This window comes from Mesorhizobium sp. (genome assembly GCF_004962925.1).
Classification (GTDB): Bacteria; Pseudomonadota; Alphaproteobacteria; order Rhizobiales; family Rhizobiaceae; genus Mesorhizobium.
On the sequence record NZ_SUEO01000078.1, the window covers coordinates 10627 to 24785 of the forward strand.

Annotated in this window: 13 protein-coding genes and 1 pseudogene; 11 read left to right on the forward strand and 3 right to left on the reverse strand. The window is 62.9% G+C overall.

Annotated features, from left to right (window positions below; all coding sequences use genetic code 11):
- Positions 1-118 precede the first annotated feature (118 nt).
- Genes E5W87_RS16985 through E5W87_RS16995 form a run of 3 tightly spaced genes read left to right on the forward strand, consistent with a single transcriptional unit; the run spans position 119 to position 3566 of the window.
- A complete protein-coding gene (locus E5W87_RS16985; protein WP_292399632.1) occupies positions 119-1066 on the forward strand; it encodes an ABC transporter permease in 948 nt (315 codons plus the stop codon).
- Positions 1063-1932 (forward strand): ABC transporter permease, encoded by an 870-nt coding sequence (locus E5W87_RS16990; protein WP_292399636.1) that lies wholly within the window; start codon positions 1063-1065, stop codon positions 1930-1932. The genes E5W87_RS16985 and E5W87_RS16990 overlap by 4 nt, the downstream gene beginning before the upstream one ends.
- A complete protein-coding gene (locus E5W87_RS16995; protein ID WP_292399641.1) occupies positions 1929-3566 on the forward strand; it encodes an ABC transporter ATP-binding protein in 1638 nt (545 codons plus the stop codon). The genes E5W87_RS16990 and E5W87_RS16995 overlap by 4 nt, the downstream gene beginning before the upstream one ends.
- A gap of 19 nt (positions 3567-3585) precedes the next feature.
- Here E5W87_RS16995 and E5W87_RS17000 read toward each other — a convergent pair whose 3' ends face one another.
- Positions 3586-4017: a TerB family tellurite resistance protein gene (locus E5W87_RS17000; RefSeq protein ID WP_292399644.1), complete on the reverse strand. Its 432-nt coding sequence runs from the start codon at positions 4015-4017 to the stop codon at positions 3586-3588.
- 206 nt (positions 4018-4223) lie between these two features.
- Here E5W87_RS17000 and E5W87_RS17005 point away from each other — a divergent pair, with 206 nt between their 5' ends.
- The 4 genes from E5W87_RS17005 to E5W87_RS17020 all read left to right on the forward strand — a co-directional run bounded on the left by E5W87_RS17005 (position 4224) and on the right by E5W87_RS17020 (position 6796).
- On the forward strand, positions 4224-5009 hold the full coding sequence (locus E5W87_RS17005; RefSeq protein WP_292399646.1) for a TSUP family transporter: 786 nt from the start codon (positions 4224-4226) through the stop codon (positions 5007-5009).
- Between the two features lie 51 nt (positions 5010-5060).
- Positions 5061-5231, forward strand: coding sequence for a hypothetical protein (locus E5W87_RS17010; RefSeq protein WP_095486751.1), 171 nt, complete (start codon positions 5061-5063; stop codon positions 5229-5231).
- Positions 5232-5436: 205 nt separating this feature from the next.
- Positions 5437-6270 carry an AraC family transcriptional regulator gene (locus tag E5W87_RS17015; RefSeq protein ID WP_292399648.1) on the forward strand — a complete coding sequence of 278 codons (834 nt, stop codon included), beginning with the start codon at positions 5437-5439 and terminating at the stop codon, positions 6268-6270.
- Positions 6271-6373: 103 nt separating this feature from the next.
- Positions 6374-6796, forward strand: coding sequence for a VOC family protein (locus E5W87_RS17020; RefSeq protein WP_292399651.1), 423 nt, complete (start codon positions 6374-6376; stop codon positions 6794-6796).
- On the opposite strand, the gene E5W87_RS17025 is transcribed toward E5W87_RS17020, so the two are convergent.
- Together E5W87_RS17025 and E5W87_RS17030 are read right to left on the reverse strand one after the other, a co-directional pair.
- A complete protein-coding gene (locus E5W87_RS17025) occupies positions 6793-8259 on the reverse strand; it encodes a cobyric acid synthase (protein WP_292399654.1) in 1467 nt (488 codons plus the stop codon). The genes E5W87_RS17020 and E5W87_RS17025 overlap by 4 nt on opposite strands.
- A complete protein-coding gene (locus tag E5W87_RS17030) occupies positions 8259-8873 on the reverse strand; it encodes a dimethylsulfonioproprionate lyase family protein (RefSeq protein WP_292399657.1) in 615 nt (204 codons plus the stop codon). The genes E5W87_RS17025 and E5W87_RS17030 overlap by 1 nt, the downstream gene beginning before the upstream one ends.
- 152 nt (positions 8874-9025) lie before the next feature.
- Here E5W87_RS17030 and E5W87_RS17035 point away from each other — a divergent pair, with 152 nt between their 5' ends.
- The 4 genes and pseudogenes from E5W87_RS17035 (at position 9026) to E5W87_RS17050 (ending at position 14152) form a co-directional block, all read left to right on the forward strand.
- Positions 9026-10192 carry an isobutyryl-CoA dehydrogenase gene (locus E5W87_RS17035; protein WP_292399660.1) on the forward strand — a complete coding sequence of 389 codons (1167 nt, stop codon included), beginning with the start codon at positions 9026-9028 and terminating at the stop codon, positions 10190-10192.
- Between the two features lie 30 nt (positions 10193-10222).
- Complete coding sequence (locus E5W87_RS17040) at positions 10223-10591, forward strand: four helix bundle protein (RefSeq protein ID WP_292399662.1); 369 nt, start codon at positions 10223-10225, stop codon at positions 10589-10591.
- A gap of 44 nt (positions 10592-10635) precedes the next feature.
- Positions 10636-11520, forward strand: coding sequence for a 3-hydroxyisobutyrate dehydrogenase (gene mmsB / locus E5W87_RS17045; protein ID WP_292399665.1), 885 nt, complete (start codon positions 10636-10638; stop codon positions 11518-11520).
- A gap of 605 nt (positions 11521-12125) precedes the next feature.
- Positions 12126-14152: pseudogene (locus E5W87_RS17050) on the forward strand (ABC transporter ATP-binding protein/permease).
- The last annotated feature ends 7 nt before the right edge of the window (positions 14153-14159 follow it).

Genomic DNA, 14159 nt, shown 5'->3' on the forward strand with positions numbered 1-14159 from the left:
CTTGGAAACTGCCAATCTCCCCGCTTGCGGGGGAGATGTCCGGCAGGACAGAGGAGGGTGGGCGGGAACGCGACCCTTGCCCGGTCTTTGCGTCAGGCAGCGCAGCGGTCCTCCCTTCATGACCGTCTATCTCCTCAAACGTCTCGCCATTGCCCTCATCACCCTGGTTCTGGCCTCGATGGTGGTCTTTGCCGTGCTGGAGATCATTCCCGGTGACCCGGCGCGGCTGATGCTTGGCCTGAACGCCAGTGCCGACCAGGTCGAGTTGCTGCGCAACCAGATGGGCCTCAACGCTCCCCTTGCCGCGCGCTATCTGCACTGGGCCGGCGGCTTGCTGAGCCTCGATTTCGGCCGCTCCTACACCTATTCGGTGCCGGTCATCGAGCTTGTCCGCGAGCGCGTCGTCGTCTCGCTGCCGCTCGCGCTGATCGCGCTGGCGCTGTCCACCATCATTGCCATTCCGGTCGGGCTGTTTTCCGCCGGCCGCCACGGACGGGCCGGCGACACGATTGCGATGGGCGCCGCACAACTTGGCGTCGCCGTACCGAACTTCTGGTTTGCGCTGATGCTGATCTACCTGTTTGCCGTCTGGCTGCGGCTGGTGCCTGCGGGCGGCTTTCCGGGGTGGAGCGCGGGCGTCTGGCCGGCGCTGAAATCGCTGGTCCTGCCGGCGATCGCGCTCGCCCTGCCGCAAGCGGCGATCCTCGCCCGCGTCACCCGCTCGGCGCTGATCGAAGTGCTGAACGAAGATTATATCCGCACCGCCCGCGCCAAGGGCCTGCCCTATCGCGCGGTGCTGTGGCGGCACGCGCTGCGCAACGCCATGATCCCTGTGCTGACCATTCTCGGCCTGCAGTTCGCCTTCCTGCTCGCCGGCACCATTATCATCGAGAATGTCTTTTACCTGCCCGGCCTTGGCCGGCTGGTGTTCCAGGCGATCACCCAGCGCGACCTGATCGTCGTCGAAAGCGTCGTCATGCTGCTGGTCGCCGCCGTCATCGCCGTCAACCTGCTTGTCGATCTCTCCTATGCGGTCGTCGATCCGCGCCTGAGAAGCCGCCAATGACGCTGCGCTTCGACATTCCACGGGAAAACTTTGCCGACATCCTCGTCAAGGCCTTCACCAACCGCTCGTTCCTCGCCGGCTTCGTCATCACCGTACTGGTGGCAGCGGTCGCCATCGTCTCGTTCTTCTGGACGCCTTTTGACGTCACCAGGCTGATCATCGCCGACAAGACCCAGGCACCCTCGCCGGCGCACTGGTTCGGCACCGACCATTTCGGCCGCGACATTCTGTCGATGATCATGGTCGGCGCCCGCAACTCGATCGCCGTGGCGCTGGTGGCGGTCGGCATTGGCATGGGCATCGGCGTGCCGCTCGGCGCCTTTGCCGCGGCGCGCGGCGGCATCGTCGACGAAGCGGTGATGCGGCTGAACGATCTCGTCTTCGCCTTCCCTGCCCTGCTCTCGGCGATCATGATCACCGCCATCTTCGGGCCGGGCGCGCTCAACGCCATCATCGCCATCGGCATCTTCAACATCCCGGTCTTCGCCCGCGTCGCCCGGGCCGGCGCGCTGGCGATCTGGCCGCGCGAATTCATCCTCGCCGCGCGCGCCGCCGGCAAAGGCAGGACGCTGATCACGCTGGAACATGTGCTGCCCAACATCGTCACCTTGCTCCTGGTGCAAGGCACCATCCAATTCGCCCTGGGTATTCTGGCCGAAGCCGGGCTTTCCTATGTCGGGCTGGGCACACAACCACCAATGCCGAGCTGGGGCCGGATGCTGTTCGATGCGCAGACCCGCATGGTGGCGGCGCCGTGGATGGCGATTTTTCCGGGCATGGCGATCGTCGTCACCGTGCTTGGACTGAACCTGCTCGGCGACGGTATTGCTGACATCCTCGACCCCAAATCGCGGCGGCAGCGATGAGCCTGCTCGAAATCGAGAAACTGTCGCTGAGCATCGGCGACACGCCGATCCTCAGGGATGTCGAACTCTCCGTCGCTCCCGGCGAGGTGATGGGGCTGGTCGGCGAATCCGGCTCGGGCAAGTCGATAACGGCGCTGACGGTGATGCAGCTTCTGCCCTGGGCGGCACGCGCCACTGGGCGCGTGACCTTCGACGGCATTGACATTCTTGCGGCCAGCGAAGACCAGATGTGCGCGTTGCGCGGCGACGATATCGGCATGGTTTTCCAGGAGCCGATGACGGCACTCAATCCGGTCAAGACTATTGGCGAACAGGTCGCCGAAGGCATCCGCTGGCACACCAGGGCAAGCCGAGCCGACGCCGAGGACCGCGCGCGAAAAATGCTCGACCGGGTCGGCCTGCCGGCGGCGCAGTTTCCTTTGTCGCGCTATCCGCACGAGCTTTCCGGCGGCCAGCGCCAGCGCGTCGTCATCGCCATTGCCTGCGCACTGAAACCCAAGCTGCTGATCGCCGACGAGCCGACGACGGCGCTCGATGTCGTGCTGCAGGCGCAGATCCTCGATCTGTTGCGCGACCTGGTCGCGGAAAATCGCATGGGCCTGCTCTTGATCTCGCATGATCTCGCGGTGGTGACCGAGATGGCGGATCGCATCACCATCGTGCGCCACGGCGAAGTGATGGAGACCGGTGACACGGCGCGCACTTTGTCCGAGCAGCTTCATCCCTACACCCGGCAGTTGGCGCAGGCCTCTATGCATGTCCCGGCGCGCGCCAGGACGCATGAGGTCGGCCTGGACAACCCCCTGGGTGCCAAACCCCTGCTTCAGGTAGACAGTGTAACGCGGGACTATCCGGGACGTCGCAAATCGCTGTTGAAGCGGGCGGCCCCGATCCGCGCCGTCGACGATGTCTCGTTCTCGATCGATCCCGGTCAATCGGTGGCGCTGGTCGGGCGCTCGGGCTGCGGCAAGTCCACGCTTGCCCGCATGGTCCTGGCGCTGGACGGGCCGACATCGGGAACGATCCGGTTTCGTGGGCAAGACATCGTTGGCAAGAGCGAGGCGGAGCTCAAGCCGGCGCGCCGCGACATGCAGGTGGTGTTCCAGGACCCTTACGGCTCCTTCGACCCGCGCCAGAAGGTCGAAAAACTGGTCGCCGAGCCACTGCATGTCCTGGAGAAGAAGCCGACGAATGGGGAGCGGCGCGAGATGGTGGCAAAGGCCTTGCACGAGGTCGGCCTCAGCCCACGCGACATGGACAAATATCCGCACGAATTTTCAGGTGGCCAGCGCCAGCGCCTGTCGATCGCCCGCGCCATCATAACCCGCCCCAAACTGGTCGTCGCCGACGAGCCGGTCTCGGCGCTCGACGTCTCGATCCGCGCCCAGGTGCTCGACCTGTTCGCCGAGCTCAACCAGAAGCTCGGCATCGCCTACCTCTTCATCACCCACGATCTGACCGTCGCCCGCGCCATTACCGACGCGGTGATGGTCATGCATGACGGCAAGATCGTCGAGCGCGGCAAGACGAGCGAGGTTCTCGACCATCCGCAATCCGAAGCCGCCAAGGCGCTCGTCGCTGCGGCTCCGGACCTGCACCGGGCAATAGCGCGCCGGCTACAGGAGCAAGGGTGAAGCGCGGGCCGTTAGAGGCTTACGCTTGCGGCTTCACCACATCGGCAGGGCTGATGTCGAGCAGGTCGAGCGTGCGGCGCAAGAGCTGCATCTCGTTTCCGGCAAGCTGCGAATCGGCCTTGGCGATCTCGGCCATGTGGCGGGCAAGCAGCTTGCGCCGCTCGACGTCGAGGTCACGGAACTGCGCGATGGCTTGCGAGCTGTTGGTCTCGTAGCCGAACTCGTTGAGATATTCGATGACGCTGTCGATGCTGGCTTCCGGAATGCCGAAGGCTTCCCGGCAGATGCGCCTGAGCGCGACCATTTCGCTCTCGCTGACCGTGCCGTCGGCCAGGATCATGCGAAACAGCATGAGCAGTTCCGCCGACAGCACAGGATCGTCCGCAACCTTGCGCACGCCGGGGTCGCCGTCGAAGATCGAGCGTATCTGGTCCAGCAAAGCGAATGCCATCAGCGTCCCTTTCCGATTCGTCAAATGCATGTCGCTCAAAAGTGCGCAGCGGTTTTGAGATAACGACATGCATAAAACAAAGAGCCAAGCGCGTCGCGGCGCGCTTGGCATAGGTAGCGCGGAATCGGCCTTGCGCAAACCGGTCGGCTGTGGTTCGAACGCGCCACATCTTCCCGCTGGCCCAGAGCCCTTCCCGCAACCATCCGATGTTCGATCTCGCCACCCAGACCGTCGTCATCCTCGGCGCCGCCGCCTTCGCTGCCGGCTTCGTCGATTCGATTGCCGGCGGCGGTGGCTTGATCACCATTCCAGCACTGCTGCTGGCGGGCTTCTCGCCAGTCGAGGCGCTGGGAACCAACAAGCTGCAGGGCATGTTCGGCTCAGGCTCGGCGACCATCCACTACGCCGCGAAGGGCCATGTCGATTTGCGCCGGCAATTTCCTTCGGCCCTGTTGGCGCTTGCCGGCAGTGCTCTCGGCGCCTTGCTGGCGACATTCGTCCCGGGCGATCTGTTGCGGGCTCTTCTGCCGGTCCTGCTGATCGCCATCGCCCTTTTCTTCGCCCTGAAGCCAAACATGGGCGATGTCGACCGCGCCCGGCGGCTGTCGCCGTTCCTGTTCGGACTGATCCTGGTGCCAATTGTCGGCTTCTATGACGGACTGTTCGGGCCGGGGGCCGGTTCCTTCTACATGCTGGCCTTCGTCACCCTTGCCGGCTACGGCGTGCTCAAGGCGACAGCGCATACCAAGCTGCTCAACTTCGCCTCCAACATCGGCGGCTTCATCGTCTTCGCTGCTGCCGGGGTCGTCTACTGGAAAATCGGCCTGATGATGGGTGTCGCCCAGTTCCTCGGCGCCCGCGTCGGCGCCAGCCTCGCCATCCGCAATGGCGCAAAACTGATCAAGCCACTGCTGGTGGTCGTCTGTCTGGCGCTGGCCGTAAAGCTGCTGGCTGACCCGGCGAACCCGCTGCGCACGCTGATTGGTGTGTGACGGCGCGCCTGATAGTATGCGGTTGTACGAATCATGTTGGAGGAGCCACACATGAATCTCAGTGCGCCTACGCAGCTTATTTTCATCATATCCCTTGTTATCGCCATTCTCGGCCTTCTTGCCGCTTTTGGCGTCCTTGCGTTCATTCCCATACCCGCGGTTTGGATTGCCCTCATCGCTTATATCGTGCTTGCCGGTGGCTGCTTGATGCGCGGCGCTTAGTGCATGTCGCCCAAAAGTGCGCAGCGGTTTTGGGTCGACGACATGCATAAAAACAAAAGCTTAAAGCGCGTTGCATAGATTTTTTGCGGACGCGACGCGCTTTAAGCACTCAGATCTCAGGCAACTCGGAGCGCCCGGCCACAAGCCGGGCGCTTTTGATTTTGACGCAGGGTCTGTTAGATTCCTTCGGGCGGAAGGATCGCCGATGTCGGTCGAGATGCAGAGCCATGGCCAACAGGACCGCTCGGTTGCCGACCGGTTCGAGATGGTGCGGCGTGCGCCTGGCCCTGGGCTTCACGGCGCAGTTACCGACATCTGCGGTTATCGCGAAACGGCACCGGGCCGTTTCCGCAACGTCGAATATGCATCGCTGATCGTCCCACTGGTCATCAGCTTTGCCGAACCCTTCGCCATCGGGCTCGGCAAGGAGCCGGGCGACAATGACCGCTTCGCCAGTTTCGCCGCCGGCCTCTACGCCGGTCCAGTGGTGATCGAATCCTTCGGCGGCGCCTGCTGCGTCCAGGTCAATTTCACGCCGCTCGGCGCCCGCCGCTTCTTCGGCCTTCCGATGAGCGAACTGACCGACCGCATGGTCGGCCTGGACGATGTGCTTGGCCTCGAAGGGATCGCACTGCGCGAAAGACTTGGCAATGCGCGCGACTGGAGCGCACGCTTTGCCATCGTCGAGACGTTCGTCGCGACACGGCTGACTGAGACCCGTGAAACGCAGTCCGAAATCGCCTGGGCCTATGAACGGATCATCGTCTCGGGCGGCCGCGTTCGCGTGTCGTCGCTCGCCGACAGGATAGGCTGGAGCCGCAAGCATCTCGCAGGAAAATTCTCCAACGCGATCGGCGTCGGCCCCAAGACGCTGTCGCGCATCGTCCGCTTCAACCGGGCGCTCGGGCTGTCAAGGCAGGACAAATCCGATTGGGCCGATATCGCAGCCGATTGCGGCTATGCCGACCAGGCGCATCTGGTTCGCGAATTCCGCGATCTTGCCGGCGAAACGCCGACGACGCTTGCCGCCCAGGCTTAGACGCCCAGCGTCCTTGCAGGACGCTCAGGTAACATTTCTTCAAGACGCCGGAACGGCCTTCGCCCAGACTGGGTTATCACCAACCCAAACGAAGGAGATCGTCATGCCAAACACCACCGAAGCGCCGCGGCTTTATCCGGCGCTGCGCTACCGCAATGCCGCCAAGATGATCGACTGGCTGGGCGAGGCCTTCGGCCTCAGCGTCCGCGCCCGCTATGGCGACGGCGACATTGTCCATCACGCTGAACTGACCTTCGGCTCCTCGATGGTCATGCTCGGCACCGCACGCGAGGACAAGTTTGGCCAGATGATCGGTGCACCGAGCTCAGGTGGTGGCAGATCGATCTATGTCGCCGTGGACGACGCCGATGCCGCCTATGCCAGAGCCAAAAAGGCCGGCGCCGAAATACTGGAAGAGCTAACCGACCGCGATTATGGCAGCCGCGAGTTCATCTGCCGCGATCCGGAAGGCAATGTCTGGTCGTTTGGAACCTACTGGCCGAAGGCAGACGAACCCGCCAGCTAACGCGCGAGGCCAAAGATAGCGTCGCAGTCGAGGTGCGTTTCCAGCTCGGCTGCGACGTCGTCCAGCGCCCGTTCGACCTCGGCCCGATAATCGATGCCGCCGCCTTTCACGCCAAGATTTTCCAGGAATTTCGCCCGAAAAGCGTCAGCGGAAAACAGCCCGTGCAGATAGGTGCCTGACACCTTGCCGTCGGCGGAGATGGCGCCGTCGTCGACGCCGTTGATCACCGCGGATGGCCGCAGCGTGTCCGGACCGGTGGTGCGGCCGAGATGGATCTCGTAGCCCTCGAGCGGCAGGTCGAATTGCACCGAGCGCGCGCTGACATTGCGCACTGTCTTTTCCGGTTCCATCACCGTTTCGACGTCGAGCAGGCCAAGCCCTTTGGTCTCGGTAACGCTGCCCTCGATGCCGTCGGGATCGCGCACGACATGGCCGAGCATCTGGAAGCCGCCACAGATGCCGACCACGTGGCCGCCGCGCTTGCTGTGGGCGACAAGGTCGCGGTCCCAGCCATTCTCGCGAAATCTCAGGAGATCGCCAATCGTCGATTTCGAGCCGGGAATGACCACCAGCCCTGCGTCCTCCGGCAAATGCTGGCCGGGCGGCACGAAGACCACCTCGACCTGCGGCTCGGCCTTGAGCGGGTCGAGATCATCGAAATTGGCGATGCGCGAAAGCATCGGCACCGCCACCTTCAGCGCCCGCTTCTCTCCGGACGCCAGCCGTTCGAGCACAACGGAATCTTCCGAGGGTAACCGCGCCGCCGCCTTCAGCCACGGCACAACGCCAAAACAGCGCCAGCCGGTGAATCTTTCGATCGCTTTGATGCCGTCATCGAACAGCGAGACATCGCCGCGGAACTTGTTGATGAGATAGCCGGCAATCATGCGCCGGTCCTCTTCCGGCAGGATCAGATGCGTGCCGGCGACCGAGGCGATGACGCCGCCGCGATCGATGTCGCCGACGAGGATCACCGGCACGTTGGCACGTGTCGCAAAGCCCATATTGGCAATGTCGCGGCTCCTGAGATTGATCTCGGCCGGCGAGCCGGCGCCCTCTACGATGACGAGATCGGCGCCCTCGCCGACCTTTGCCCAGGACTCCAGCACGGCGTCCATCAGCCGGCCCTTCAGCGCCTGGTAGTCGCGTGCCCGCGCCTCGCCGAACACCTTGCCCTGCACCACCACTTGCGCGCCGACATCGGTCTGCGGCTTGAGCAGCACCGGGTTCATGTGGATGGAGGGCGCAACGCCACAGGCGATCGCCTGCAGCCATTGGGCGCGGCCGATCTCGCCGCCGCCGACGCCCGGAATGTCGGCGACGGCGGCATTGTTCGACATGTTCTGCGGCTTGAACGGCCGCACTTTCAGACCACGTTTCCTGGCCGCGCGGCACAGCCCCGCGACCAGCACCGTCTTGCCGACATCGGAGCCCGTGCCTTGCAGCATGATTGCCTTGGCCATCAGTCCTTGCCCCGCGTCGTCGTTCCGGCGATCGTCGACTTGGCTGCCAGCGGCCCGCCGCGCCAGATATAGAGCGCCAGCAACGGCTCCTTGCCGGTGCGCATGGCATGGCTGACATTGGAGGTGTGCTGGATCACCTCGCCTGCCTCGCGCGTGCGAAAGCCGCCTTCGCCCATGCGCCATTCGGTGCCGCCGGTCAGCGGAATGTAGATCTCCTCGGCGACGTGATGATGGTCGGGATAGAGGATATCAGGCCCGAGGATCAGCAGGCCGGCCGCAACCTCGTCGTTGACGAAATGGCCGCGCGTGCCAAATACTTCCAGCCAGCCGTAATTGTCGATGAACGTCTTGCCGAAATCCGCCTCGCTGTAGGTCTGCCCCCAGTGCAGATCGCCGCGACGCTCCGCAAGCAGCTCGACCAGCGGCCTGGCGCCTGCCGGAGCGAGCTCGACGATACGGTCGAGCTGGCGCAGACAGGTGAGCGGATGCGGCTCGAGCCGACGCACCGGCATGGCCCAGCCGATCCGGGCGACGGCATCGCGCACCAGCGCATCATCAAACGTTTCGAGAGTGGCATGGAAACGTTCGAGCAGTTGATCGAAATTTGTCGTCACGCATTGCTCCAAACACGCATTCGCATACAGCCGCTCCCCAGATGGTTGGATGGAGATGGTCGGCTTGCGCGGCGGCATCATTGGTCTAGATTGAGCGGCGCGCAAAGCCAAAAACGACAGGCCAGCAGGCCGGAAACATCAGGGAGCACGCCATGGACGCCGCTGTCGATGCGGGCACCAGCCAGTTCGAGCTCAACGAGGACCAGCGCGCCATCCAGGAGATGGCCGAGGCCTTCGCCGCCGACCGGGTCGCGCCGAATGCGCTCGACTGGGACCGCAACAAGCATTTTCCGGCCGACGTGATCCGCGAGACGGGGCCGCTCGGCCTTGGCGGCATCTATGTCAGTGACGATGTCGGCGGCTCGGCGCTCGGCCGGCTCGACGCCGTGCTGATCTTCGAGGCGCTTTCGCGCGCCGATCCGGCCTTTTCCTCCTTCATCTCGATCCACAACATGGTGGCGTCGATGATCGACCGCTTCGGCAGCGACGAGCAGCGCCAGCGCTTCCTACCGAAGCTGACCTCGATGGAGTGGCTGGCCAGCTATTGCCTGACCGAGCCGGGATCGGGATCGGATGCGGCGGCGCTGAAGACGCGCGCTGTAAAAAGCGGCGGTGACTATGTGCTGAACGGCATCAAGCAGTTCATCTCGGGCGCCGGCGACAGCGACATCTACATCGTCATGGCGCGCACCGGCGCCGACGGGCCGAAGGGCATTTCCACCTTCGTCGTGCAGAAGGACGCTCCCGGCCTGTCCTTTGGCGCCAACGAGCACAAGATGGGCTGGCACATGCAGTCGACCCGCCAGGTCGTCTTCGAGGACTGCAAGGTGCCGGCGCAAAACCTGCTCTCGGCCGAAGGCGCCGGCTTTGGCATCGCCATGGCCGGGCTCGACGGCGGCCGGCTCAACATCGCCGCCTGTTCGCTGGGCGGCGCACAATCGGCGCTCGACAAGGCGCTGTCCTACACGGCCGAGCGCAAGGCCTTCGGCTCCAAGATCAACCAGTTCCAAGCGCTACAGTTCAAGCTCGCCGACATGGAGACCGAGCTGCAGGCAGCACGCATCTTCCTCTACGCCGCCGCCTCGAAGCTCGACCGCAAGGCACCGGATGCCTCGAAATGGTCGGCGATGGCCAAGCGCTTCGTCACCGATATCGGCTTCAACGTCGCCAATGACGCCCTGCAACTGCATGGCGGCTATGGCTACCTGCACGATTACGGCATCGAGAAGCTGGTCCGGGATTTGCGCGTCCACCAGATTCTCGAAGGCACCAACGAGATCATGCGCGTCATCATCGCACGCGCCCTGATCGGCCGGTAAGGCAATAGGCAGTAGGCAGTAGGCAGTAGGATGACCGGCAAGATCAATTCGTACAAGGACCTTATCGTATGGCAGCAGGCGATGGATCTGATCGTCACCACGTACTCCTTGACCAAGGCATGGCCAAAAGAGGAATTGTATGGGTTGACCAGCCAAATCCGCCGCTCAGCGACCTCTATCCCTGCAAACATCGCGGAAGGTTATGGCCGAGACAACAGAGGCTCTTATCAGCAATTTCTCAGGATAGCTCAAGGCTCGCTGAAGGAGTTCGAGACACACCTCCAGATCGCTGAACGCATCGGCCTTGCCACCCATGATCAAGCCTATCACATGCTGTTAGCAACCGCGGGCATCGGAAAAATGCTTCGCCAACTTATTATCAAGCTTGCGCCCAAATAGACCGCCTACCGCCTACTGCCTCACCTAAATCACGGAGCGCCATTATGACCACCATCGCCTTCATCGGCCTCGGCAATATGGGCAATCCGATGGCCGCCAACCTCGTCAAGGCGGGATATGCCGTGCACGGCTTCGACCTCTTGCCGGAAAATCTCGTCATCGCCAAGGACCACGGCGTCGTCATCATGGCCAATGCCGTTGCTGCGGTGAAAGGGGCCGATGTGGTCATCACCATGCTGCCGGCCGGCAAGCACGTCCTGTCGGTCTACGAAGACATCGCGTCCAAGGCGAAGAAAAGCGCGCTGTTCATCGATTCCTCGACCATCGACGTCGAATCGGCACGGAAAGCCCACGCTATTGCCGCAAGACATGAGCTTCTGTCGATCGACGCGCCGGTTTCCGGCGGCACCGGCGGCGCCACCGCCGGCACACTGACCTTCATGGCCGGTGGCTCGAAGGACGCCTTCGCCAAAGCCGAGCCAATCCTCAAGCCAATGGCCGGCCGTATCGTCCATTGCGGCGATGACGGCGCCGGACAGGCGGCAAAGATCTGCAACAACATGATCCTCGGCATTTCTATGATCGGCGTCGCAGAAGCCTTCGTTCTGGCGGAAAAACTCGGCCTGTCGCATCAGGCGCTGTTCGACGTCGCCTCGACCTCCTCCGGCCAATGCTGGTCGCTGACCACCTACTGCCCGGTGCCTGGCCCAGTGCCGACATCGCCGGCCAACAATGGCTACAGGCCGGGCTTTGCCGCAGCGCTGATGCTGAAGGACCTGAAACTGTCGCAGGAAGCCGCGCAAAGTGCCGGTGCGGTGACGCCGCTGGGCGCCGAGGCCGCCCAGCTTTATGCGCTGTTCAACGCCCAGGGACATGCCGGTGCCGATTTTTCCGGCATCATAAATTTCCTGCGCGGAACCCCGGCCTAATGCATGTCGCCCAAAAGCTTGCCGTCGGGCTTGACCCGAGGGTGCGCACCGGTTTGCATGAGTCCCTTCAGACCCGATGCGCTTTAAGCCTCGAACTCGACGGGGCTTTTCAATTTCCCGGCAAAAGAAACACCGCAAATTTAGATTTGCTTAAACTCTCGATAACCCCCCGGTAACGATGTGCCTGTAAAACGGAATGCGAGGCGGCATATCGCATCCGCCCGGCGCTCCGGATCAGGTCTCGCGTACCGGAGCCCGTAAGTTTCGCAAGTGTTCTGTTAGCGAAGCGCCATGCGTATCTGGCAAAGCCGCGTTCCCGATGGAGCGCGGTTTTTGCGTTTCGCATTCTTCAAAGACAGTGACACGATCGCTCCGGCGCGTCTCCAGATGATCGTCGGCCTGGTGGCGGCGGTCCTGAGCTACGTCGACCCACAGGTGGCCGCTCCAGTGCGCCCCAGAGCGAGGGGTCCGGTCGCTCGTCATGTTCCGTGGCCTCGCGATCGAATCCCCCCGTCGCCGTGAGCACGATCTGAGATGACTAGCTCCTGAAGCTCATTGGATCGAACATCATGAAACCTTCTGATTTCTAAGCCGTTATCGCCGGTATGTCCGAGGCTAAATTCAAGCCGAAATCGGTCGATGGCGCCACATCACGCGATGCCGAGAAGTCGCGCCAGGAGAGGCAATCGACTGTCGAAGTCGCGTCTGAGGTCGCCGGCGCGGCCCCGCCGCCGGATTTTATCGAACCCGATCCGGAGCTGACCCGTGAAGAGGCTGAGCAGGCGCGCAAGAGATACTTGCTGAGGCGTTTCTGGATGAGCGCGCGCGGCTATTGGAGCCGCGGAGGCGATAGGCTCGCATGGCCGTTCACGATCGGGCTCTTGGTCCTGATCGTCATCAATGTCGGCTTCCAGTATGGGATCAATGTCTGGAACCGCGCAATTTTCGACGCTCTTGAGCAACGTAATGCTCGCACCGTCTATATCCTGAGCGCCGTTTTCGTGCCGCTCGTGCTCGGAAGCGGAAGCCTTGTCGTTGCACAAGTCTTCCTTCGCATGACGATTCAGCGCCGCTGGCGTTCGTGGCTCGCCACCGCGGTCATCGCGCGTTGGCTTGCAAGCGGCCGCTACTTTCAGTTGAACCTCGTCGGCGGCGATCATCAGAACCCCGAAGCCCGCATCACGGAGGATTTGCGGATTGCCACCGAATCTCCGGTCGATTTCATCGCCGGCGTCATCAACGCGTTTCTGTCGGCCTCGACGTTCATCGTGGTGCTCTGGACGATCGGTGGGGCCTTGACCCTGACGATCGCAGGTTCGACCGTGACCATTCCCGGCTTTCTCGTCATCACCGCGGTATTCTATGCCGCGATCACATCCACCTCGATGGCGGTCATTGGCCGCCACTTCGTCCGCCTCTCCGAGGAAAAAAATCCGGCGGAAGCCGAATTCCGCTACACGCTGACGCGGGTGCGGGAAAACGGCGAGAGTATAGCATTGCTCGGTGGCGAGGAGGAGGAGCGTAGCGGCATCGACAAGACGTTCGCCCATGTGCTCAAGCAATGGGCGCTTCTTACAGGCCAGCACATGCGCACAGCGCTGGTGTCGCAGGGGGCAAGTTTGTTTGCGCCTGTGGTGCCGGTTTTGCTTTGCGCTCCAAAGTTTCTCGAAGGCAGCATGACACTTGGACAGGTAATGCAGGCTGCCTCTGCCTTTGCCATCGTGCAGGGCGCGTTCGGATGGCTGGTCGACAACTACCCCCGTCTCGCCGATTGGAACGCCTGCGCACGGCGCATCGCCTCACTGATGATGTCACTCGACGGACTCGAGCGCGCGGAACAGAGCAACACACTGGGACGCATAAAGCGCGGCGAAACTGCAGGCGATGCGATGCTCAGCCTGAACAATCTGTCCGTGTCGCTCGACGACGGCACCGCCGTGGTCAAGGAAACTAGGGTCGTGATCGAAGCAGGCGAGCGGGTGCTCGTTGCCGGCGAATCCGGCTCAGGCAAGAGTACGTTGGTGCGGGCCATCGCAGGTCTGTGGCCGTGGGGTGGCGGCAGCGTCAACATCCGCGCCGACAGACGGCTGTTCATGCTGCCGCAGCGGCCTTACGTCCCCACCGGGACGCTTCGCCGCGCAGTCGCCTATCCAGGCGCCGCCGATCGCTGGACGCTGGGCAAGATCAAGGCTGCCCTCAACAAGGTCGGACTCGATTATCTGAACGACAAGATCGAGGACGACGCGCCATGGGACCAGACCTTGTCGGGTGGCGAAAAGCAGCGGCTCGCCTTCGCGCGTCTTCTGCTGCACAGCCCCGATATCATCGTGCTGGATGAAGCAACGTCAGCACTCGATGAAAAGAGTCAGGACAAGATGATGGAGATGATCATTCACGAATTGCCGAAGGTCACCATCATAAGCGTAGCGCATCGCGCCGAGCTGGAAGCCTTCCATAGCCGCAAGATCACATTGGAGCGGCGCGAGGGCGGCGCAAAGCTTGTCAGCGACATCGATCTTGTCCAGCGTAAGAGCAGACGGAACTTGCTTGTGCGATTTCTCGGGCGCCGGCGCGCCTACCGAAACGCAGCACGACATTGAGCAAAGCGGCGCTGCCCGAGACAAAAAAGTGAAGTCCGG

What these genes read in the sequence shown, in the direction of transcription:
- E5W87_RS17020 (WP_292399651.1), top strand. Translation starts at nt 6,374, where the DNA reads ATGCCAAACACCACCGAAGCGCCGCGGCTTTATCCGGCGCTGCGCTAC.
- E5W87_RS17015 (WP_292399648.1), top strand. Translation starts at nt 5,437, where the DNA reads ATGTCGGTCGAGATGCAGAGCCATGGCCAACAGGACCGCTCGGTTGCC.
- E5W87_RS17000 (WP_292399644.1), bottom strand. Translation starts at nt 4,017, where the DNA reads ATGGCATTCGCTTTGCTGGACCAGATACGCTCGATCTTCGACGGCGAC.
- mmsB (WP_292399665.1), top strand. Translation starts at nt 10,636, where the DNA reads ATGACCACCATCGCCTTCATCGGCCTCGGCAATATGGGCAATCCGATG.
- E5W87_RS17040 (WP_292399662.1), top strand. Translation starts at nt 10,223, where the DNA reads ATGACCGGCAAGATCAATTCGTACAAGGACCTTATCGTATGGCAGCAG.
- E5W87_RS17005 (WP_292399646.1), top strand. Translation starts at nt 4,224, where the DNA reads ATGTTCGATCTCGCCACCCAGACCGTCGTCATCCTCGGCGCCGCCGCC.
- E5W87_RS16990 (WP_292399636.1), top strand. Translation starts at nt 1,063, where the DNA reads ATGACGCTGCGCTTCGACATTCCACGGGAAAACTTTGCCGACATCCTC.
- E5W87_RS17025 (WP_292399654.1), bottom strand. Translation starts at nt 8,259, where the DNA reads ATGGCCAAGGCAATCATGCTGCAAGGCACGGGCTCCGATGTCGGCAAG.
- E5W87_RS17035 (WP_292399660.1), top strand. Translation starts at nt 9,026, where the DNA reads ATGGACGCCGCTGTCGATGCGGGCACCAGCCAGTTCGAGCTCAACGAG.
- E5W87_RS17010 (WP_095486751.1), top strand. Translation starts at nt 5,061, where the DNA reads ATGAATCTCAGTGCGCCTACGCAGCTTATTTTCATCATATCCCTTGTT.
- E5W87_RS16985 (WP_292399632.1), top strand. Translation starts at nt 119, where the DNA reads ATGACCGTCTATCTCCTCAAACGTCTCGCCATTGCCCTCATCACCCTG.
- E5W87_RS16995 (WP_292399641.1), top strand. Translation starts at nt 1,929, where the DNA reads ATGAGCCTGCTCGAAATCGAGAAACTGTCGCTGAGCATCGGCGACACG.